This window comes from Phyllobacterium brassicacearum, assembly GCF_003010955.1.
Taxonomy (GTDB): Bacteria; Pseudomonadota; Alphaproteobacteria; order Rhizobiales; family Rhizobiaceae; genus Phyllobacterium; species Phyllobacterium brassicacearum.
Genome location: NZ_PGGO01000014.1, coordinates 1 through 19129, shown reverse-complemented (window position 1 = coordinate 19129; position 19129 = coordinate 1). Strand labels below are relative to the sequence as shown.

General features: G+C 57.6%; 19 protein-coding genes and 1 tRNA gene. 15 read left to right on the top strand and 5 right to left on the bottom strand.

Annotated features, from left to right (window positions below; genetic code table 11):
- Positions 1–56 precede the first annotated feature (56 nt).
- On the bottom strand, positions 57–644 hold the full coding sequence (locus CU102_RS17940) for a hypothetical protein (protein ID WP_106712472.1): 588 nt from the start codon (positions 642–644) through the stop codon (positions 57–59).
- A gap of 450 nt (positions 645–1094) precedes the next feature.
- Here CU102_RS17940 and CU102_RS17935 point away from each other — a divergent pair, with 450 nt between their 5' ends.
- Together CU102_RS17935 and CU102_RS17930 are read left to right on the top strand one after the other, a co-directional pair.
- Positions 1095–2111 (top strand): LacI family DNA-binding transcriptional regulator, encoded by a 1017-nt coding sequence (locus tag CU102_RS17935; protein ID WP_106712584.1) that lies wholly within the window; start codon positions 1095–1097, stop codon positions 2109–2111.
- A gap of 147 nt (positions 2112–2258) precedes the next feature.
- Complete coding sequence (locus tag CU102_RS17930) at positions 2259–3227, top strand: complex I NDUFA9 subunit family protein (RefSeq protein ID WP_106712471.1); 969 nt, start codon at positions 2259–2261, stop codon at positions 3225–3227.
- Positions 3228–3297: 70 nt separating this feature from the next.
- Here the strand turns inward: CU102_RS17930 and CU102_RS17925 are convergent, their stop codons facing one another.
- Entirely contained in the window at positions 3298–4104 is an 807-nt protein-coding gene (locus CU102_RS17925; RefSeq protein ID WP_106712470.1) for an undecaprenyl-diphosphate phosphatase, read from the bottom strand.
- A gap of 160 nt (positions 4105–4264) precedes the next feature.
- On the opposite strand from CU102_RS17925, the gene CU102_RS17920 reads away from it, so the two are divergent.
- The 3 genes from CU102_RS17920 to CU102_RS17910 are packed head-to-tail and all read left to right on the top strand — an operon-like array spanning position 4265 to position 6998.
- Complete coding sequence (locus CU102_RS17920) at positions 4265–4957, top strand: glutathione S-transferase family protein (RefSeq protein WP_106712469.1); 693 nt, start codon at positions 4265–4267, stop codon at positions 4955–4957.
- Positions 4957–6132: a tRNA epoxyqueuosine(34) reductase QueG gene (queG, locus tag CU102_RS17915; protein ID WP_106712468.1), complete on the top strand. Its 1176-nt coding sequence runs from the start codon at positions 4957–4959 to the stop codon at positions 6130–6132. The genes CU102_RS17920 and queG overlap by 1 nt, the downstream gene beginning before the upstream one ends.
- Positions 6129–6998, top strand: coding sequence for an SDR family oxidoreductase (locus CU102_RS17910; RefSeq protein ID WP_106712467.1), 870 nt, complete (start codon positions 6129–6131; stop codon positions 6996–6998). Before queG ends, CU102_RS17910 begins: the two co-directional genes overlap by 4 nt.
- An 11-nt stretch (positions 6999–7009) precedes the next feature.
- On the opposite strand, the gene CU102_RS17905 is transcribed toward CU102_RS17910, so the two are convergent.
- Positions 7010–8050 carry a zinc-dependent alcohol dehydrogenase family protein gene (locus CU102_RS17905; protein WP_106712583.1) on the bottom strand — a complete coding sequence of 347 codons (1041 nt, stop codon included), beginning with the start codon at positions 8048–8050 and terminating at the stop codon, positions 7010–7012.
- Positions 8051–8177: 127 nt separating this feature from the next.
- On the opposite strand from CU102_RS17905, the gene mepA reads away from it, so the two are divergent.
- The 8 genes from mepA (at position 8178) to CU102_RS17865 (ending at position 15853) form a co-directional block, all read left to right on the top strand.
- Entirely contained in the window at positions 8178–9197 is a 1020-nt protein-coding gene (mepA, locus tag CU102_RS17900) for a penicillin-insensitive murein endopeptidase (RefSeq protein WP_106712466.1), read from the top strand.
- Between the two features lie 120 nt (positions 9198–9317).
- The gene (locus CU102_RS17895) at positions 9318–9737 is read left to right on the top strand and encodes a methylglyoxal synthase (protein ID WP_106712465.1); all 420 of its coding nucleotides are present in this window, start codon (positions 9318–9320) and stop codon (positions 9735–9737) included.
- Positions 9737–10765 carry a glucokinase gene (locus CU102_RS17890; protein WP_106712464.1) on the top strand — a complete coding sequence of 343 codons (1029 nt, stop codon included), beginning with the start codon at positions 9737–9739 and terminating at the stop codon, positions 10763–10765. Before CU102_RS17895 ends, CU102_RS17890 begins: the two co-directional genes overlap by 1 nt.
- A 155-nt stretch (positions 10766–10920) precedes the next feature.
- On the top strand, positions 10921–12744 hold the full coding sequence (locus tag CU102_RS17885; RefSeq protein ID WP_106712463.1) for an ABC transporter ATP-binding protein: 1824 nt from the start codon (positions 10921–10923) through the stop codon (positions 12742–12744).
- Positions 12745–12794: 50 nt separating this feature from the next.
- A complete protein-coding gene (dapB, locus tag CU102_RS17880) occupies positions 12795–13607 on the top strand; it encodes a 4-hydroxy-tetrahydrodipicolinate reductase (protein WP_106712462.1) in 813 nt (270 codons plus the stop codon).
- A gap of 22 nt (positions 13608–13629) precedes the next feature.
- The gene (locus CU102_RS17875) at positions 13630–14250 is read left to right on the top strand and encodes a 2,3-bisphosphoglycerate-dependent phosphoglycerate mutase (RefSeq protein ID WP_106712461.1); all 621 of its coding nucleotides are present in this window, start codon (positions 13630–13632) and stop codon (positions 14248–14250) included.
- Between the two features lie 139 nt (positions 14251–14389).
- Positions 14390–14474 (top strand) — tRNA-Leu (locus CU102_RS17870).
- Between the two features lie 185 nt (positions 14475–14659).
- Positions 14660–15853 carry a tyrosine-type recombinase/integrase gene (locus CU102_RS17865; protein ID WP_106712460.1) on the top strand — a complete coding sequence of 398 codons (1194 nt, stop codon included), beginning with the start codon at positions 14660–14662 and terminating at the stop codon, positions 15851–15853.
- Positions 15854–16140: 287 nt separating this feature from the next.
- Here the strand turns inward: CU102_RS17865 and CU102_RS17860 are convergent, their stop codons facing one another.
- Positions 16141–16698 (bottom strand): NUDIX hydrolase, encoded by a 558-nt coding sequence (locus CU102_RS17860; protein WP_166648397.1) that lies wholly within the window; start codon positions 16696–16698, stop codon positions 16141–16143.
- 309 nt (positions 16699–17007) lie between these two features.
- Here CU102_RS17860 and CU102_RS17855 point away from each other — a divergent pair, with 309 nt between their 5' ends.
- Positions 17008–17823: an ABC transporter permease gene (locus CU102_RS17855; protein WP_106712458.1), complete on the top strand. Its 816-nt coding sequence runs from the start codon at positions 17008–17010 to the stop codon at positions 17821–17823.
- Positions 17824–17858: 35 nt separating this feature from the next.
- A complete protein-coding gene (locus CU102_RS17850) occupies positions 17859–18605 on the top strand; it encodes an ABC transporter ATP-binding protein (RefSeq protein WP_106712582.1) in 747 nt (248 codons plus the stop codon).
- A gap of 333 nt (positions 18606–18938) precedes the next feature.
- On the opposite strand, the gene CU102_RS30115 is transcribed toward CU102_RS17850, so the two are convergent.
- The coding region (locus tag CU102_RS30115; RefSeq protein ID WP_210204790.1) for a hypothetical protein at positions 18939–19129 on the bottom strand (191 nt) is incomplete at its 5' end.

The following is a 19129-nucleotide window of genomic DNA, read 5'->3' as shown; positions in this document are numbered from 1 at the left end:
GCCGGCGGGTTTTTCTTTGGCCGGCAGCTCCTACGACGAAAGCGCGTTCGCTTCGTTCAGATCGTATCGAACTGGATCAGGATGAATGCGATCTGTGTGACAAGCGCCACAATGACCAGGGCAAGCTGCACTCTTTGCCGGCGAACAAAGATCCCCAGCCCGAAGAGCAGGATCAGAAACAGGTTGCGGAAGGGGTATTCAGAGCCGAGCGAACGGAAATGTTCCATGCCTTTCATGGCCGTGTCGATGATGTCCGCAAGGAAAATCGATATCAAAATGCCGAAGAGCCAAGTCCTTCGTGACATGAAATAATCTTCATAGCCGGAATAGCCTTCCATGCTGTCCGGAAAAAGCATTGCGCAGGCGAGGAAATGCAAACTCGCGAAGAAAATAACGAAGAGATAGGCCTCGAATTTCCAGGTCACCAGTTGGTGCAGGTAAAATTCGTACCACCAGAAATGCGCCACCGTGAGAAGCATGAAAAATACCCAGCCAAGATGAACGGCATAGATATTCTTGCGCTGCGGATGCTGGATGATGCGGGCAACACCGGTCAATAGACGAGAAATACTCAAGCCCAGGACGATACCGATGATGACCCGGACATGGGTAAATACCTCGGGATTCGGAATACCGCCTTCCATTGCACATTCCTTGTCATTGTTTCAACTGACGATCAGAGCGACCATGCTACTGATGTATCATGGCGATGCAAATTCCCGTCGCGAACTTGGAATCCTGCCGTTGGGCCGATCAGGTCAGATTCGAGCAAGTTTGCACGCGTAAACTTAAATCACGAAGCGAGTAGCCAACTGGATGGCCATCCGGACTGCTCACCGAGATCGGAACGCGCAGTCTGCTGCGCCGGAAAATTAATACAAGCAAAATGGATTATTGACGCGCGCGAGCGAGCCTGTAAATTTTCAACTGCCAGGAGGAGTGCTGTCAATCAGAAGATGTATTGCGCCGGCACAATATTCAGCGATGATTACGGAGCGACTTTCACTGTACCGCGACTGGTGTGCCGCCAGGTGTTGGAATGAGCGAAGCGATCGTGAAAAGGAAAGCATGCGGTGAAAAAGCCGATCAAGACGATGGAGGATTTCTCCCTGTTTGTCGGGCTGTCGCGTCCGACCGTGTCAAAATATTTCAACGACCCGAACTCGGTGCGCAAGAAGACGCGAGAGATCATAGATGCCGCCGTTAAGCAATCCGGCTTCCGTCCGAATATTTTCGCCGTCAATCTCAATCGGCGCCGCACCAACATTCTCGGGCTTATTGTCCCCAATTCGACCGATCCATTTTACATGTCGCTCACGCGGCGTATCGAAGGTATTGCCGAGCAGGCGGGCTATCTCGCCTTTGTGCTGAGCTCGGATGGCAAGCCGGAACTGGAAGAACGTGCCATCGAAACATTCAAGTCCATGAATGTTGCCGGCGCCATTATCGGCCCGCTCGGCGTACAATCGCATCACGATAAACTCGCCAAACTTGGCGAATCCATTCCGCTCATCTACATCGATTCCCCTCTCGACGACACGTCGCCATTCGTCGGCACCAACAACCGCCAGAGTTTCAAGCTGATCGTCGACTATTTGACCCGCTCCGGCGACCAGCCATGTTACTTCGGCATGACTTCGGTCAACAGCAACGCCATTGAACGCCGCGAGGCCTATGGCGAGGCCATGGGGAACCTCAATCTCGAGCCCCGATTTATCGAGCCTGAAGCCCATGCGAACTGGGAATTCGAAAAATACGGCTTCGATACGACTGCCAGAATTCTGCGGGAGGGCGGGTTTCCTACGAAAACAGTGCTATGTGCCAATGACCGGATCGCTTACGGTGTTCTCGCCGCTGCCTATCAGGCCGGGCTCAAAGTAGGCCGTGGCGAAGACTGCGACCTGCGTGTTGCCGGGCATGACGACCAGCCGCTGTCGCGCTACATGTGCCCGCCCCTGACGACGGTCGCGCAAAATTACAACGAGATCGGCCGCCTTGCGATAGGGCTCCTGTTCGACAAACTCGGCGAGGATCAGGACTCCAACATGGAGTTACCAAAGGATTCGCGCATTCTCCTCAATGCCGAAATCATGTTGCGCATGTCCGCGTGACCGAATCGGGACAGCGCGGCAACGCGCCGCGAGATTTGCCTTCCAACAGCCCTTTGCGTTGCCTTGAAAAGGCATTAAACAGCATCTGTTGCGCCATGCATTTCATGATACGCCAAGCATGTCGGCCAGAGTCTACAGGAGAGCTCGATGACAATCATAAAGCCAAAACTCGTCACGGTTTTCGGAGGCTCCGGCTTTATCGGTCGTCACGTGGTGCGCGCGCTGGCAAAACGCGGCTATCGCATACGCGTTGCCGTACGCCGTCCAGATCTCGCCTTCCATCTGCAGCCCCTTGGCGGTGTCGGTCAGATCCAGGCCGTCCAGGCGAATCTGCGCTACCGCTGGTCAGTGGATCGCGCTGTCGCGGGTTCCGACCATGTCATCAATCTTGTTGGCCTGTTGTTCGAAAGCGGCAGCCAGAAGTTCAGCACCGTGCATGATTTTGGCGCGCGCGCCGTCGCCGAGGCTGCCCGCGCCGCTGGGGTACCGCTAACGCACATGTCCGCCCTTGGCGCCGACCCGCGTTCTCATTCTGCCTATGCCAGCACCAAGGGTCGGGCCGAAGCGGCGGTTCGCGATATCCTACCTGAGGCGGTCATTATCCGCCCATCCATTGTCTTTGGACCCGAGGACAATTTCTTCAACAAATTTGGCAGCATGGCACGCATGTCGCCATTCCTGCCGTTGATTGGCGGCGGCAACACCAAATTCCAGCCGGTCTATGTCGGCGATGTTGCCGAAGTCATCGCCCGGTCTGTCGATGGCACCCTGACGCCCGGCCAAACCTATGAGCTCGGCGGCAGCGAGGTCCTGACCTTCAAGCAGTGCCTCGAGGCCGTCTTACGCGTCACGGGGCGCAAGCGCCTGTTTGTGTCCATACCGTTCTGGGTGGCAAAGATTCAGGGAAAGATCCTCGGCTATCTGCCGAAGCCAATGTTGACCAAGGACCAGGTCGTGCTTCTGCAGCATGACAATGTCGTGTCCCATGCCGCCAAGGCCGAGCAGCGCACGCTCGAAGGTATCGGCATCCATCCGCAGACCATTGAGGCAATCCTGCCATCCTATCTCTGGCGCTTCCGGAGCCATGGACAATATTCCAGCCAGACACCCGTCTAGAGCAACTCCAGGAAAAGTGGAACCCGGTTTTCCGTCCGGAATTGCGTCAAACAAAGAGTCAGAACAAAGATCACCGCATCAGGATCAGTGCGATCAGTCCGACTGTGCCCACGACCAGCCGCCACCAGGCGAACAGGCCGAAGCCATGGCGTGAGACATAGTCGAGCAGATAGCGCACGACGAAAACACCGGCGAAGAACGCGGCGATAAACCCGACAACGATCAACGACGCGTCGTTGAGGGTCAGGATGTGGCGGTTCTTATAGAGATCATAGGCAAAGGCGCCGGCCATCGTCGGCATCGCCAGGAAGAACGAGAACTCCGCCGCCGACCGCTTGTCCGTACCAAGCAGAAGCGCGCCCACAATGGTTGCACCGGAGCGCGACGTGCCGGGGATCATGGCGAAGCATTGGATAAGGCCAATCTTCAGGCAAAGCGACAGCGGATATTCCATGACATTCGTATAACGCGGCTTCAATTCGAGCCGATCGACCCAGAGCAGGATCAATCCGCCAATAATCAGCATCACGCAGATCAGCATGGGCGTTTCGAACAGCACCGTCTTGATGAAGTCATGGGCGAGCACACCGATAATGACTGCCGGCAGGAACGCGACGAGCACCCCCGTCACAAAACGGCGCGTCTTCGGGTCGCTGGGAAGATTCCGCGCGATTTTCACGAGACGGCCGAAATAGACGGAGAGGATCGCAAGGATCGCGCCAAGCTGGATCAGGACCTCGAAGGTTTTGCCATTGGATTCAAAGCCAAGAAAATGCCCGGCCAGTAGCAGATGCCCGGTGGATGAGACCGGTATAAACTCTGTTAACCCTTCCAGCAGTCCAAGAAAAAGGGCTTCGACAATCGTCTGTGAATCCATGATTATAGCTCGCGATGGTGATGCCGGACCGGGCAATGACGTGTAGTTCTTGTCTCGTGCCGCGGTTGCGCCTATAGGTTTGGCGCAGACTCAAAGGCTTATCGAGCAATACGCTGACGCCCACGAAAATGCCAGTTTGAAAGATTTAGATACACCTGCCATGTTGACGCTCTTCCATCATCCCATGTCCACCGGTTCGCGTTATGCCCGACTCATCCTCAATGAATATGACATTGAGGTGGAGTTGATCGAAGAGAACAGCTGGGCACGGCGCAAGGAGTTTCTGGCGCTCAATCCAGCGGGCACGCTGCCGGTTCTTCTGGCAGAAGGCGATGTGCCGATCTCCGGCTCCACTGTGATCGCCGAATACATTGATGAGACACGCGGTGCGCTGAAACGCAGCCGCAGGCTGTTCCCGGAGGATTCGCTGAGCCGTGCCGAGGTGCGCCGCCTGATCGACTGGTTCCTGAGCAAATTCGAGAATGAAGTGACCCGCCACATGGCGCGCGAGCGCATCTTCAAACTGCACATGACCCCGGAGCAAGGCGGCGGCGCACCGGATTCGACCGCGATTCGTGCCGCCCGCGCCAATATTACCCAGCACATGAAATATATCGACTGGCTGACGGCAACGCGCAACTGGCTGGCAGGACCGACGCCGAGCTATGCCGACATGGCTGCTGCCGCTTCCATCTCGATCCTTGACTATCTTGGCGAGATCAAGTGGGCGGAATACAGAGCGGCGCGCGACTGGTACACAAGGATGAAATCCCGCCCGTCTTTCCGTCCGCTGCTCGCCGACCGGGTACGCGGCCTTCCACCATCATCGCATTATGGCGATCTGGATTTCTGATGCTTGGCGCGGGTGCACATAACGCATCGCGCTCTCCGTCAAACGCACAACGGCTGAAGCAGTTCATCCTCGAGGAATCCCGCGCGGCTGGATTCGATCTCGTTGCCATCACCCGCCCCGATGCCATTCCCCTTGCCGAAGAGCGGCTGCGCCAGTATCTGGCGCTCGGGCGGCACGCCAGTATGGAATGGATGCAGCAGACGAAAGAGCGCCGGGCCAACCCGGAGGTATTGTGGCCGGAGGTGCGCTCGATCATCGTGCTCGCCATGAATTACGGGCCTGATAGCGACCCTCTGGATATTCTGGCGCAGAAAGACAAGGCGGCGATTTCGGTCTATGCGCAGAACCGCGATTACCACGACATCATCAAGGGCAAGCTCAAGGGCGTCGCCAGCCGCTTCGCTTCCCGGGCCGCCGGCGAGAACCTGAAAGTGTTCGTCGATACCGCTCCAGTCATGGAAAAACCCCTCGCCGAAGCGGCAGGGCTCGGCTGGCAGGGCAAGCACACCAATCTCGTCAGCCGTTCTCACGGCTCGTGGCTGTTTCTCGGCACGATCTTCACCACGGCGGAGCTGCCGGCGGACGAGCGCGAGTCCGATCATTGCGGCTCATGTCATGCCTGTCTCGACATCTGCCCGACCAGCGCCTTCCCCGCACCCTACCAGCTCGATGCCCGACGCTGCATCTCCTACCTGACGATCGAGCACAAAGGACCGATTGCGCTGGAGTTTCGCAAAGCCATGGGCAACCGCATCTATGGCTGCGACGACTGCCTGGCGGTCTGCCCGTGGAACAAGTTTGCCGGAACTGCACGCGAGGCGAAGCTGCAGGCGCGCGACGATCTCCGCTCGCCGTCGCTTGCGTCGCTGCTCACGCTCGACGATGCGACATTCCGCACCCTCTTCACCGGCTCGCCTGTCAAGCGCATCGGCCGCGACCGATTTATTCGCAATGTGCTGATCGCCTGTGGCAATTCGGGCGAGCCTGCCTTGGTCGCGGCAATCGAGACGCATCTCGCCGATCCCTCGCCGCTGGTGCGCGGTGCTGCCGTATGGGCGCTGGGTGAATTGATGGGTAGAGACGATTTCGCCGCCCTGAAGCTGCGTCACATCGCACAAGAGAGTGACGCTGATGTCTTGACCGAATGGCGTATTGCTGTGAAGAATCAACAATGAACGTTTTTCTCTTTGGTGCCGGCTATTCGGCACGCGCCTTTGCCAAAGTCATCGCCGGTCAAGCAGATTTCATCGGCGGGACGACACGCGACAGCGCCAAATTTTCGGAACTCAAAAAGGAGGGTATTACCCCGTTCCTCTTCCACGGCACCCATGCTTCGCAGGAAATTGTCGATACGCTTACCAGCGTCACCCACCTTGTCATCTCGACTTCACCCGGGCAAAGCGGCGACCCTGTAGTGGCGCAATTCGGCGACACGATCCGGCACTCCATGCCGAAACTGCAATGGATCGGCTATCTTTCCACTGTCGGCGTGTATGGCAATCATGCGGGGGGCTGGGTCGACGAGACGACGCCATGCCATCCGGTTTCCGCTCGCTCGCTGGAACGCGTCGAGGCAGAGCAGGGCTGGCAGAGACTGGCCAACACGCGCAACGTACCTCTCGCCATCTTGAGGCTAGCAGGCATTTACGGGCCGGGGCGCAATGCCTTCGTCAACCTTTCCAATGGCACGGCCCGCCGCCTCAACAAGGCTGGCCAGGTCTTCAACCGCATTCATGTCGATGATATCGCCGGCGCGTTGCGTTTCCTCAGCACCCGCAACGAAGCCGGTATATTCAACATCACCGACGACGAGCCGGCGGCGCCGCAGGATGTGGTTGCCTATGCGGCTGAGCTGATGGGCATCGAACCGCCGGCAGAGTCCGATTTCGAATCCGCGCAGCTCACACCGATGGCGCGCTCCTTCTATGGCGAGAACAAGCGCGTTTCCAATGCGCGCATCAAGAAGCTCGGCTTCTCCTTCCGCTATCCGGATTACGGTACGGCTTTCGCGGCCATGTGGTATGACGGGAGCTGGCGGTAAAAGCCGCCAGCCTAAAACCGCGTGATCACATTGATGCCCGTTCCCTCGAAACGATCCATCGCCATCAGGGCCGCGGGTGCCTCCTCCAACGCAATCTCCTTGCCGACCAGTCTTTGCGGCTGGAGCTTGCCGGTTTCCAGCATATCCATCAGCGCCTTGTAGCGGAAGGCCTGCATGCCGTGACTGCCATAGATCTCGAGTTCATGCGCGATGACCTTGTCCATCGGGATCGGGGCGTGCGCATGGTCGCCCAGCATCAGCCCAACCTGCACATGGCGGCCGCGGCGGCGCAGATTGGCGACTGAATTGAAACAGGTCGACGGGTGGCCTAGCGCATCGATCGAGACATGCGCTCCGCCCTTGGTGATTTCCCTGACCGCGCCGATAATATCCTGCGTCTGCCCACCATTGACCGTCGCTACCGCGCCGAGTTCGCGGGCGAAGGACAGTTTCTCCTCGGTGAGGTCCACTGCGACGACATTGGCACCCATGGCCGTAGCGATCATGATCGCCGAAAGGCCAACGCCGCCACAGCCATGCACCGCCACCCACTCACCGGGCTTGACCTTGGCCTGATCGACAATGGCGCGGAACGATGTGACGAAGCGGCAGCCGAGGCTTGCCGCCGTGGCGAAATCCAGCGAGTCCGGCAGTGCAACGAGATTGGTATCGGCGAAATCCACCGCGACATACTCAGCGAAGGAGCCCCAGGCGGTGAAGCCAGGCTGGAACTGGTGCTCGCACACCTGATGGTTGCCGGAATTGCACTCGAAACAATGGCCGCAGCCGCCGACGAAGGGCACAGTGACACGCTGGCCGATTTTCCATTGCGTGACATGCTTGCCGATGGCCTGGACGGTTCCGGCAAGCTCGTGGCCCGGAACATGCGGCAGGACGATATCGGGATCGTGGCCCATCCAGCCGTGCCAGTCGCTGCGGCAAAGCCCCGTTGCCTCGACCTTGATGACAACGCCCGTATCGGCCGGCACAGGATCTGCAACGACCGCCAGGCGCGGCGGCTGACCGAATTGCTCGAAAATGATTGCTTTCATGGCGAGGGGTTCCGTTCGAATCAGGTTGTGACTTTCATTCCATATTGCGACTTTCCGGCGAATCTGGCCATCATAAAGCCCCGATCCCCAGCGCAAATTCGCTAGGATCACTTGTGGGACAGCGATCATGAAACCAAAAACCCTGTTGCGTTTCGCGCTCAGCGCACTCATTGCGCTTACCGGTGCCGTTGACGCCATCGCCGAAAATGGACCTGCCAAGCAATTGTTCGGGGCACAGAGCTTACCGACCGTCAGTGCACCCCAATCGGCGGGTTTTTACTCCAAGGGCTGCCTGGCAGGCGGTGTCGCCCTGCCCGTGGATGGACCGGCCTGGCAGGTTATGCGCCTTTCGCGCAACCGGCGCTGGGGCCACCCGCGCATGATTGCCCTTCTGGAAAAGCTGTCCCGTGACACCGCGGCCAAGGATGGATGGCCGGGTCTCCTGGTTGGCGACATCTCGCAGCCGCGCGGCGGTCCGATGTTGACTGGCCATGCCTCGCATCAGGTCGGGCTCGACGCGGATATCTGGCTGACCCCGATGCCAAAACACCGTTTTACCGACGAAGAGCGCGAGAACGTAGCTGCTGCATCGATGCTCAAGGGCGACACGCTTTATGTCGATCCAGACAAATGGACACCGGCGCGTACGGCATTGTTGAAGCGCGCCGCACGTTACCCCGAGGTTGAGCGCATCTTCGTTCATCCCGGCATCAAGAAGAAATTGTGTGACAGCGTGCAGGGCGACCGCAGCTGGATGGCAAAGATCCGCCCCTATTGGGGCCACTATTACCATTTCCATGTACGCATCAAATGCCAGCCGGGCTCGCCCAACTGCAAGCCGCAAGAGCCGATCGGGGCCGATGATGGTTGCGGCAAGTCCCTTGCCTGGTGGCTTACCGACGAGCCCTGGAAAAAGGCGCCGGAACCCGCCAAGCCAGTCAAGCCGAAGGTCATGATGCTCTCGGATCTGCCGAAGATTTGCGCGCAGATACTCAATGCACCCGGGCCGAAATCGGTCGATCAGGTGACCTATGGTGTCGGAACAGAGGTGGCACAGCCTGCAGCGGCCGGCGTTCCGGCTGCCGCCTATGCACCGGAAGATGACGATCTGCCTGAGGATGTGCCGGTTCCCGGGAAGAAGCCGTAGCGCCAGACTTTGCCAGCGCCAATCCGTCGCGGTCTTTTTTGCCCGTGGCCTTTTCATGCTGTCATGAATTGAGTATAGGGTTTCAATCGATTTAGGTCCCGCGACCCACGACAGGATTTTATGACACAGCCTTTTCGCCTCGCGCTGATTGCCCATGACCAGAAAAAGGACGACATGGTCGAGTTTGCGCGAAATTACGAAAGCCTGCTGGCGCCCTGCGATATCGTGGCGACCGGGACGACGGGCGGTCTTATCCAGGCTGCATGTCCCTCGCTGAAGATCGCTCGCGTCAAGAGCGGCCCGCTTGGCGGCGACCAGCAGATTGGGGCCCTGATTGCCGAAGGCAGGATCGACGGCCTGATTTTCTTTGTCGACCCGCTGTCGCCGATGCCGCATGATGTCGACGTCAAGGCGCTGATGCGGCTGGCCAGCGTCTACGATATTCCGATGGCACTGAACCGGGCGACGGCCGAGGTGCTGGTGCAAAAGCGAGGTTTGCTGCGCGATGACGCAGCGGAAAATACACTGGGGAAGCGATAATGGTGACACAGGCAGATACCGACCACATCATGAAATTTCCGATCCTGGTCGGTGACATCGGCGGCACCAATGCGCGTTTCGCCATTCTGGTGGACGCCTATGCGGAGCCGAAGGAATTCCCGATCATTCAGACCGCGGATTATCCAACCATCGACGAGGCGATCCAGAACGCCATTCTCGACCACACCTCGATCCAGCCACGCTCGGCGGTGCTGGCTATTGCCGGTCCGGTGGAAGGCGACGAGATCGACCTGACCAATTGCGCCTGGGTGGTCAAGCCACGCCAGATGATGGAAACGCTCGGCCTTTCCGATATCACCGTGCTCAATGATTTCGAAGCGCAGGCACTTGCTGTCGTCTCGCTCGAGCCCAAGCATTTGGAAAAGCTCGGCGGCGGACCCGGCGACCCGCACGGCAGCCGCGCCGTGCTCGGACCTGGCACTGGTCTTGGCGTTGCCGGTATGGTCCGCTCACGCAACAGCTGGGTACCCGTACCCGGAGAAGGCGGCCATGTCGACATGGGTCCTCGTACGGCCCGCGATCTCGAACTCTTCCCGCACATCGAACATATCGAGGGCCGCATTTCCGGCGAGCAGTTGCTTTGCGGCCGCGGCTTGCAGAATATCTATCGCGCCATCTGCAAGGTGAATGGCACGCCGGCCAGCCTGCAGACACCGGCCGAGATTACCGCAGCTGGCCTTTCCGGCGAATCCGCCGAGGCGAAGGAAACCCTTGCGCTCTTCGTCGTCTATCTCGGCCGGCTGGCCGGCGACTTTGCCCTGACCTTCATGGCGCGCGGCGGCGTTTATCTCGCTGGCGGCATCGTCCAGAAGATCGTCGCGCCGCTGAAAGATCCGTCCTTCCGCCAGGCTTTCGAGGACAAGGCACCGCATGGGGAAATCCTGCGCGAAACACCGGTCTATATCATTACCCATCCGCTTGCGGCACTGAGCGGCCTCTCGGCCTTCTCGCGCACGCCCACCCGGTTTGGCGTATCCACCGAAGGGCGGCGTTGGCGCCGGGATTAGGGCGGCGCAATAGAGCATCGATGCAACACTCGAGCGCTGCATTCCTGCCCACAGGCAAAACCGATAGGCAAGGCGGATCAATAAGGTTATAGGGACAATTCGAGCGGCAAGGTTTCTTGCCCGAATGTCCTGGTACCAGCGAGTTGCCGCCTGTCATGAGTGGTCAGAAGAAGAAAAAGATCGATCCGACGGAGGCGAAGCGCGTCATCGGCCGGGTGCTGGGCGAAAACCTTCGCGAGCATCGGTCGTCCTATGCGGTTGCCGTGATTGCCATGCTGGGGGTTGCGTGCACGACGGCTTTCGTCGCCTATATCTTCAAGGACGTCATCAACAAGATCTACTATGAACGCCGCGAGGATCTGATCGTGCCGATCAGCCTCGGCATTCTTGCCGCTTTTGTCATCCGCGGTGTCTCCACCTATGTCCAGTCGGTCACGATGGCAAAGATCGGCAACAATATCGTTGCCCGCTACCAGCATCGCATGTTCGATCACCTGATGAAGCTCGGTTTAGACTTCTATACCGATACGCGTTCGGCCCAACTGGCGGCGCGGGTCAACCAGAACGTAAGCGGCGTTCGCGAACTGATGGACATCACCGTGACGACGGTCGGCAAAGATATTCCGACACTGGTTGCCTTGATTGGCACCATGGTGCTTCTCGATCCCGTCCTTTCCCTTTTCGCCTTGCTGGTCGGGCCGCCGGTCATCTTGACCGTGCGCTATCTGGCAAAGCGCCTGCGCAGCATCCACCGAGAGTCGGTGACGCTGAATTCGCATCTGCTCGGCGCCATGCAGGAAGCGACGCAGGGCATCGCGATCGTCAAGGCCTTCACCATGGAAGACCAATTGCGCTTGAAGATCAGCGAGCTGATCAGGCGGGCCGAGGAACGTGCCAATAAGATTGCACGCGTTTCGGAGCGTACCACGCCCATTACCGAATTGATCGCGGGCGTCGCCATCGCATCGATGATCATCTATACAGGCTATCGCGCCGTCTACAATCTGGAGCCACCCGGCGCCATGTTCGGCTTCATGACGGCCGTATTGCTTGCCTATGATCCGGTGCGCCGGCTGGCACGCGTGCAAGTGGGCCTGGAGCGCTCACTGGTCAATGCGCGCATGTTCTTCGAGATCCTCGACATCGAACCACGTCAGGCAGACAGCATCGGTTCTGTTCCGATCACGGTGCCGACCGGCGAAGTCGAGTTCGACAAGGTCCGCTTCAGCTATTCCAACGGCTTTCCCGTTTTGCACGGCATCAGCTTTACTGCCGAGGCCGGCAAGACGACCGCCATCGTCGGCGCGTCCGGCGCCGGCAAATCCACGCTGATCGGTCTCGTCCAGCGCTTTTACGACATTGATGCGGGGCGCATCCTCATCGACGGGCAGGATATCGCCTATGTCAGCAAGCGTTCGCTGCGCCAGTCGATAGCCTATGTCTCGCAGCAGCCCTATCTCTTTGAAGGCACGATCGCCGACAATATCCGCTACGGCCGCCCGGACGCCACCGATGACGAGGTCATCGAGGCGGCGAAGCTTGCCAATGCCGATGAGTTCATTCGTCAGCAGCCCCAGGGCTACGGCACCGAGATCGGCGAAAACGGCGCAAACCTTTCCGGCGGCCAGCGCCAGCGCCTCTCCATTGCCCGCGCCATCGTTCGCAATGCCTCCATCCTCTTGCTCGACGAGGCGACCTCCGCCCTCGACAATGAATCGGAAAAGCGCGTGCAACAGGCGCTCGAGCACGTGATGCAGGGGCGTACCACCATCGTCATCGCCCACCGCCTCTCGACCATCGTCAATGCCGACCATATCGTCGTGATGGAGGCCGGCCGCGTGATTGAAGAGGGGGTGCACGAAACCCTTCTCACCCGCCCCAACGGCGTCTATGCCCGCTTCTACCAGTTGCAAGGCCGGGAAGAGTCGCCCATCATCGACGACAGCGAAATAACAGCTGCAGCAGGACTGGCCGAATGAGTGCGGTAACCGAACAATCCCCGAATAGTTTGGCCGGCGCAACACCGGCGATGAAGCTCGCTGTTGTCGGTGCCGCTGGCCGCATGGGCCAGACCTTGATCCGCGCCATTCATGCCACTCCAGGCGCAAACCTTGCCGGCGCGGTCGAACGTCCCGGCTCGCCGCATATCGGCCGGGATGCCGGAGAACTTGCCGGCATTGGCCCGATCAATGTACCTGTCACCGAGGACGCTCTTTCGGTCTTCGTCCAGGTCGAAGGCGTTCTTGATTTCACCGCTCCTTCGGCGACAGTCGAGTTCGCCGAACTTGCCGCGCAGGCGCGCATCGTCCATGTCATCGGCACGACCGGTTGTTCGGCGGAGGATGACGCGAAGATCCGCGCTGCGGCCCGTCATGCGGTCGTCATCAAGTCCGGCAACATGAGCCTTGGCGTCAACCTACTCGGCGTTCTTGTCAAACAGGCGGCAAAAGCTCTGGGCGCCGACGATTTCGACATCGAGATTCTCGAAATGCATCACAAGCACAAGGTCGATGCTCCGTCTGGTACCGCATTGCTGCTCGGTCAGGCCGCAGCCGAGGGCCGCGACATTGCGCTTGGACAACACAGTGTGCGGGTGCGCGATGGCCATACGGGGCCACGCGAGGACGGCACGATCGGCTTTGCCACGTTGCGCGGCGGGTCTGTCGTCGGCGACCACTCAGTCATCCTCGCCGGTCAGGGCGAGCGCATCACCCTGTCCCACCAGGCGGAGGATCGCACGATCTTTGCCCGCGGCGCAGTCAAGGCTGCGCTCTGGGGCAGAAGCGCCAAGCCCGGCCTCTATTCCATGCTCGACGTCCTCGGTCTCGCCGACCAGAACTAACCCTCTCAACAGGAGTACTGCAATGTCCGGAACCCTCGTCCTTGTCCGCCATGGCCAGAGCGAATGGAATTTGAAGAACCTTTTCACTGGCTGGCGCGATCCGGGATTGACCGAGCTCGGCCACAAGGAAGCCATCGACGCCGGCAAGCGGCTAAAGGCAAAAGGCCTCTCCTTCGACATTGCCTATACATCCGTTCTCTCCCGCGCGCAGGCAACCCTTGAACACATTCTCGAAGAAGTGGGGCAGACGGGTCTGGAGACGATTCGCGACCAGGCATTGAACGAGCGCGACTACGGCGACCTGTCCGGCCTCAACAAGGACGATGCACGCGCCAAATGGGGCGAAGAGCAGGTGCATATCTGGCGCCGTTCCTACGACGTGTCGCCGCCCGGCGGCGAGAGTCTCCGCGACACCGGCGCACGCGTCTGGCCCTATTATCTGCACGAGGTGCAGCCGCATGTGCTGCGCGGAGAAACGGTGCTCGTCGCTGCCCATGGCAACTCGCTGCGCGCGCTGATCATGGCGCTCGACGGGCTGACGGGCGAGGAAATCGTCGCACAGGAACTCGCGACAGGCGTACCGATCATTTACAAATTCAACGCCGACTCGACCATCGCCTCGAAGGAAGTGCTGGAGGGCTGAACCCAGTTGCAGCGTGGTTCGACTTTTCTTCGCGGGAAGCCTGTCGGACCACGCCTTCGCGCCTCGCCTGGCAATCCCTGATTATTCCCCGACAAATGGATTGACAGACTCAAGTGCGCCCCTTACATGAGACCCCGCTGCCCAGATGGCGGAATTGGTAGACGCGCACGGTTCAGGTCCGTGTGCCGCAAGGCGTGGAGGTTCGAGTCCTCTTCTGGGCACCATTTCCAAGTTCGTAGATGTTTGCTGACATCCCTGAACGTCTTGAAAAGCCCCGGCTTTCCGGGGTTTTTTCTTTTCTGATGTTTGCCGGCGTCCTTGACTGTTTGTTGGTATCCTGATTTTTTGTTGGTACGGATGATGGGCTTCTCCGAAAATACCAACTTCGCAAAATGTCGGATACCAACAAATGCCGTTAACTGACACACAAATCAAAAATCTAAAGAAGCAAGACAAGCCGAAAAAGTATAGCGATGGCGGGGGGTTATTCCTTTTCATACCACCCCAAGGCTCCAAGCTTTGGCGGCTCGCATATCGATATGACAACAAGCAAAAGACGTTGGCACTCGGGGCGTATCCAATAGTGTCTCTCGCGGACGCCCGTAAAAAGCGTGACGACGCAAAGCGGCTGTTGGGTTCGGGCATTGATCCGTCGCAACAGGCCAAACTCGACAAAATCCACCGTCGCGCGTCAAACGCAATCACGTTCAACGCGGTCGCTGACGAGTTCTTGGAAAAGGTCGAGCGCGAAGGCAAGGCTGACGCCACGATGACGAAAAAGCGCTGGCTCATAGATTTGGCTCGCGACGATCTGGGAACACGCCCCATATCCGAAATCAGCGCTGCCGAAATCCTCGTTCCCCTGCGCCGAGTTGAAGCCAAGGGCAATTACGAAACCGCACGTCGGATGCGTTCCACCGTTGGACAGGTTTTCCGCTTCGCGATCGCCACCGCGAGGGCCGAAAACGATCCCACCGGTGGACTGAAAGGGGCGCTGACGACTCCGACTGTCACCCATCGCCCCGCCATCACCCAGCGAAACGCGTTGGGCGGCTTGCTCCGCGCCATTTGGGGTTACGAGGGCGCACCCGAAACAAAACATGCGCTGATGCTGATGGCTTACCTCTATCCGCGCCCGGGCGAACTCAGGCTGGCAGAATGGGCCGAGTTCGATCTTGAACAGTCGGCATGGACCATCCCAGCGGCTCGGGCAAAGATGCGCCGGGAGCATAAAAAACCCCTACCCTCACAAGCAGTCGAAATACTCCACATCCAAAAAGAGCTAACCGGTGATGGCAGGCTCGTATTCCCTTCGATCAAATCCCGCGTGCAGCCAATCAGTGAAAACACCTTGAACGGCGCGCTTCGTAGACTCGGCTTCACCCAAAAGGAGATGACTTCACACGGTTTCCGCGCGACAGCATCCAGCCTGCTCAATGAAAGCGGGAATTGGTCGCCCGACGCGATTGAGGCAGAACTCGCGCACGTCGGCGCGGATATGGTTCGCCGCGCCTACCACCGCGCTCTTTATTGGGATGAACGGGTGAAAATGGCGGATTGGTGGGCGGAAGAAGTCGAGAGCATGCGGTCTTCCACAAATTAATCGTGGCCCTTTGTTTCCAAAATCGCCCCTACGACTGCGATAAATTTATGCTTTGAAACTATATGGCGGCGCAATCCAAGTCTGGCACGCCCGAGAAGCAGAACCGTCGCCCAAGAATTCTCAGCATCATTTGAAGAACTGGAGGCTGCAGCTCCGTCACAGGCGCCGACTGAGCAGCTAAGATCTGAACTAACTGCGAACCTCAACGATTGCTTGTTGATCACTGTTTCCAGTGAACACATGACCTGCCACTCAAAACCTCATTTGCAAGCTTTATAGCCTTTTCATCAAACACCGAAAGTCGTCATAGACGACGTAAAATACTTTTCCGCTAAATGAACGCAGGCGATATGGTGGCTCTGGCGCAGGAGGGATGTCGAACGAACATGCTCCCACGGCACAAGTTCGACTTCAATCTGCTCAGTCGCGTCGAGTGCCGGGGCGCCGGTGAGTTCGGCGTCGAGCGCAAGAAAGTAATGTACCATGTTTGGCTGATTGGTGCAGTTGGCATAGAGCGAACCGAGGGGCACGATTCGCTGACTGGTGTAGCCAGTTTCTTCCAGTAATTCTCGCCGGGCCGTTGCCTCCGGCACAGCGTCTTCTTTATCCACGACGCCGCTAGGTAGACCGATGACCACCGAACCAATCCCGTGCCGATACTCCTTCGCCAGGACTACATCACCTTGGGAGGTGATCGGCAAAACACAGACCCAATCTGGATATTCCAGAACGTAATAGGGCTCTATAATTACTCCATCGCTGCGCCGACAATTATCGGCACGCACCTTTATCCAACGATCTTCAAGCTCAATTCTGCTCGAAAGCACTTCCCAAGGTTCAATCATCAATCTCGGCCTATATGTAACCTGCGGTTTCATGCTACGTAGCACAGACCTTCCCCAACCCAGAGAGATGTAAACCAACATGAGCAGCATGGCCGCGCCCACCTGATGGCTATAAGTGCGCCGGTCTTACGGACAAAGCTCGCCGCCTGCGGACCTCGTAAAGGTCCCGGCACACGTTATTCGAATCATTGATGATGCCAGCTTCCATTGCTAGGTATGATTGCGACAGCCAGTCACTGTTAAGTCCAATTCGAATGTGCTAACCCCCGCTGGCCGACAAGAAACTATCGCCAACAGAGAAGTGTTAATATGGCCAGCGTGACAACGCAAAAGATTACTGCCTGGGAAGACATCTCCAATTCGGTCAAAAATTTCCGATTGGCCGCACTCCTCGGCTGGCAAGACGTTGCACAACGTTATCGAAGGTCAAGTGTTGGCGCTTTCTGGCTGACCATCAACATGGGTGTGCTCATTGGTGCGCTGGGTTTGGTCTTTGGTACAATCTTCAATTCGCCCATGTCCGAGTTTCTTCCGTTCATTTGTGTCGGCCTAATCATGTGGGGCTATTTTTCCAGCCTCGTTAACGAGGGCTGCGGGAGCTTTATCTCAAATAGCGACACGATGCTGCAGCTGCCCATACCGTTCTTCACCTACATCTTGAGAACCTGGTGGCGTAATACGATTATTCTCGCACACAATATGGTCATCTTCCCGATTGTTCTCCTGATCTTCGGGAAGTTTGTCAACTTCAATGCGCTGTTGTTCATTCCTGGGTTTGTGCTAGTGACACTCAACCTTCTTTGGGTGATGATTGTGCTGGCGGTGTTATGCACGCGTTATCGTGATCTTACGCAGATCATTCAGAACATCATGCAGGTTGGCATCTATGTGACCCCGATCATGTGGATGGCCAGCAACTTACCCGGCGGTACACAATCGCGGCTATGGTTAATGCTCGATCTCAATCCCTTCTACCATCTGATCAGTATTGTGCGCGATCCCCTACTGGGTAGTACGGCAACGCCGCTCAACTGGATGGTCAGCATCGCGATGGCGATTGTTGGATGGTTGATCGCTCTCTTGTTCCTTAATCGCTATCGTCTGCGGATCACCTATTGGCTATGAACATCTTTTCTCAACACCCTATTGCGCAGGCCGACATGACCTCCATGCATCTTGAAAATGTTACCGTGGATTTTCCGATCTACAATACGAAAAGCAGATCATTGAAGAATCAGGTCATTAGTCTGGCGACCGGTGGTACGATCGGCTCGAATTCCGAGGGTCATGTCGTCATACGTGGTCTGGAAAATATTAGCCTGAGCCTCAAGGATGGCGATCGGCTTGGTTTGATAGGCCACAACGGCTCGGGAAAAACCACGCTTTTGCGGGTGATGAGTGGCGTTTATTATCCTTCGGGCGGTAACATTGCCATCAATGGCAAATGCACATCCCTGATTAATATCTCACTAGGAATCGACCCTGAAGCGACCGGCCGTGAAAACATCGGCATTCGCGGCGCGCTGCTTGGATTCACAAAGAAAGAGATGGCTGCGCGCCGGGCCGAAATTGAGGATTTTTCAGAACTCGGAAGCTTTCTTGACATGCCGGTGCGAACTTATTCGACGGGTATGCAACTTCGCCTGGCTTTTTCGATATCGACCGTGATTCAACCCGAAATTCTTATCATGGATGAATGGCTGGCGACGGGAGATGAAGGTTTTCAACATAAAGCCAATGAGCGGCTGCACGAGCTTGTCAACAAGACCAAAATTTTGATTATAGCCAGCCACTCCAAAGACCTGCTTGTCAAAAACTGCACCCGAATCGTTTGGCTTGAGCACGGAAAAATCCGCATGGATGCTGATGCGCAGACGGTTGCCGACGCCTATTTTGGTCATCAATAAAGCCGGGATGAAGTGGGCCTTAGGTCAGGCGTATGAGATTGCCGTTGCGGCCCGGCCACGGCACAACCGGCACTAAACCTCAGATAGCATCTCCTGCCTTCCGCTAGCGATATATCGCAATCGCATATACATGGCATAAGAACGGTGCCAAAAGGTCAGGAGAAATATTATGATCTCTTCCGTAGTGCGATTACCCGATTACCCCCAGTATTCGTCTCATTGTTCCCATCTATGAACGGCGAGGAGAACCAAGTCCACAATATTCCTTGGATGGTCGGTTGAGCCAACACCAAGAGCCACTGATCCGGGAAGGTCCTTTTCCACGAAGGGCCGCTATGCATCGCGATCTTTTATAGCCGAAGCTCGCCGAAAGATTCGCTCAACCTCGGTCTGGTGGGTAAGCGCCAAGGTCGCCCCATCTGGCGGGCGCTTTGAGGGGCCGGTATTGATGCTGGAGCAATAAGCTTCGGTGTGAATTTCTATGTCTGCTGCTATGTCTGGTGATAGAAACTTCCATATGATCG

What these genes read in the sequence shown, in the direction of transcription:
- CU102_RS17865 (WP_106712460.1), top strand. Translation starts at nt 14,660, where the DNA reads ATGCCGTTAACTGACACACAAATCAAAAATCTAAAGAAGCAAGACAAG.
- CU102_RS17905 (WP_106712583.1), bottom strand. Translation starts at nt 8,050, where the DNA reads ATGAAAGCAATCATTTTCGAGCAATTCGGTCAGCCGCCGCGCCTGGCG.
- CU102_RS17860 (WP_166648397.1), bottom strand. Translation starts at nt 16,698, where the DNA reads ATGATTGAACCTTGGGAAGTGCTTTCGAGCAGAATTGAGCTTGAAGAT.
- CU102_RS17920 (WP_106712469.1), top strand. Translation starts at nt 4,265, where the DNA reads ATGTTGACGCTCTTCCATCATCCCATGTCCACCGGTTCGCGTTATGCC.
- CU102_RS17885 (WP_106712463.1), top strand. Translation starts at nt 10,921, where the DNA reads ATGAGTGGTCAGAAGAAGAAAAAGATCGATCCGACGGAGGCGAAGCGC.
- CU102_RS17855 (WP_106712458.1), top strand. Translation starts at nt 17,008, where the DNA reads ATGGCCAGCGTGACAACGCAAAAGATTACTGCCTGGGAAGACATCTCC.
- queG (WP_106712468.1), top strand. Translation starts at nt 4,957, where the DNA reads ATGCTTGGCGCGGGTGCACATAACGCATCGCGCTCTCCGTCAAACGCA.
- mepA (WP_106712466.1), top strand. Translation starts at nt 8,178, where the DNA reads ATGAAACCAAAAACCCTGTTGCGTTTCGCGCTCAGCGCACTCATTGCG.
- CU102_RS17875 (WP_106712461.1), top strand. Translation starts at nt 13,630, where the DNA reads ATGTCCGGAACCCTCGTCCTTGTCCGCCATGGCCAGAGCGAATGGAAT.
- CU102_RS17940 (WP_106712472.1), bottom strand. Translation starts at nt 644, where the DNA reads ATGGAAGGCGGTATTCCGAATCCCGAGGTATTTACCCATGTCCGGGTC.
- CU102_RS17930 (WP_106712471.1), top strand. Translation starts at nt 2,259, where the DNA reads ATGACAATCATAAAGCCAAAACTCGTCACGGTTTTCGGAGGCTCCGGC.
- CU102_RS17935 (WP_106712584.1), top strand. Translation starts at nt 1,095, where the DNA reads ATGGAGGATTTCTCCCTGTTTGTCGGGCTGTCGCGTCCGACCGTGTCA.
- CU102_RS17895 (WP_106712465.1), top strand. Translation starts at nt 9,318, where the DNA reads ATGACACAGCCTTTTCGCCTCGCGCTGATTGCCCATGACCAGAAAAAG.
- dapB (WP_106712462.1), top strand. Translation starts at nt 12,795, where the DNA reads ATGAAGCTCGCTGTTGTCGGTGCCGCTGGCCGCATGGGCCAGACCTTG.
- CU102_RS17925 (WP_106712470.1), bottom strand. Translation starts at nt 4,104, where the DNA reads ATGGATTCACAGACGATTGTCGAAGCCCTTTTTCTTGGACTGCTGGAA.
- CU102_RS17910 (WP_106712467.1), top strand. Translation starts at nt 6,129, where the DNA reads ATGAACGTTTTTCTCTTTGGTGCCGGCTATTCGGCACGCGCCTTTGCC.
- CU102_RS17850 (WP_106712582.1), top strand. Translation starts at nt 17,859, where the DNA reads ATGACCTCCATGCATCTTGAAAATGTTACCGTGGATTTTCCGATCTAC.
- CU102_RS17890 (WP_106712464.1), top strand. Translation starts at nt 9,737, where the DNA reads ATGGTGACACAGGCAGATACCGACCACATCATGAAATTTCCGATCCTG.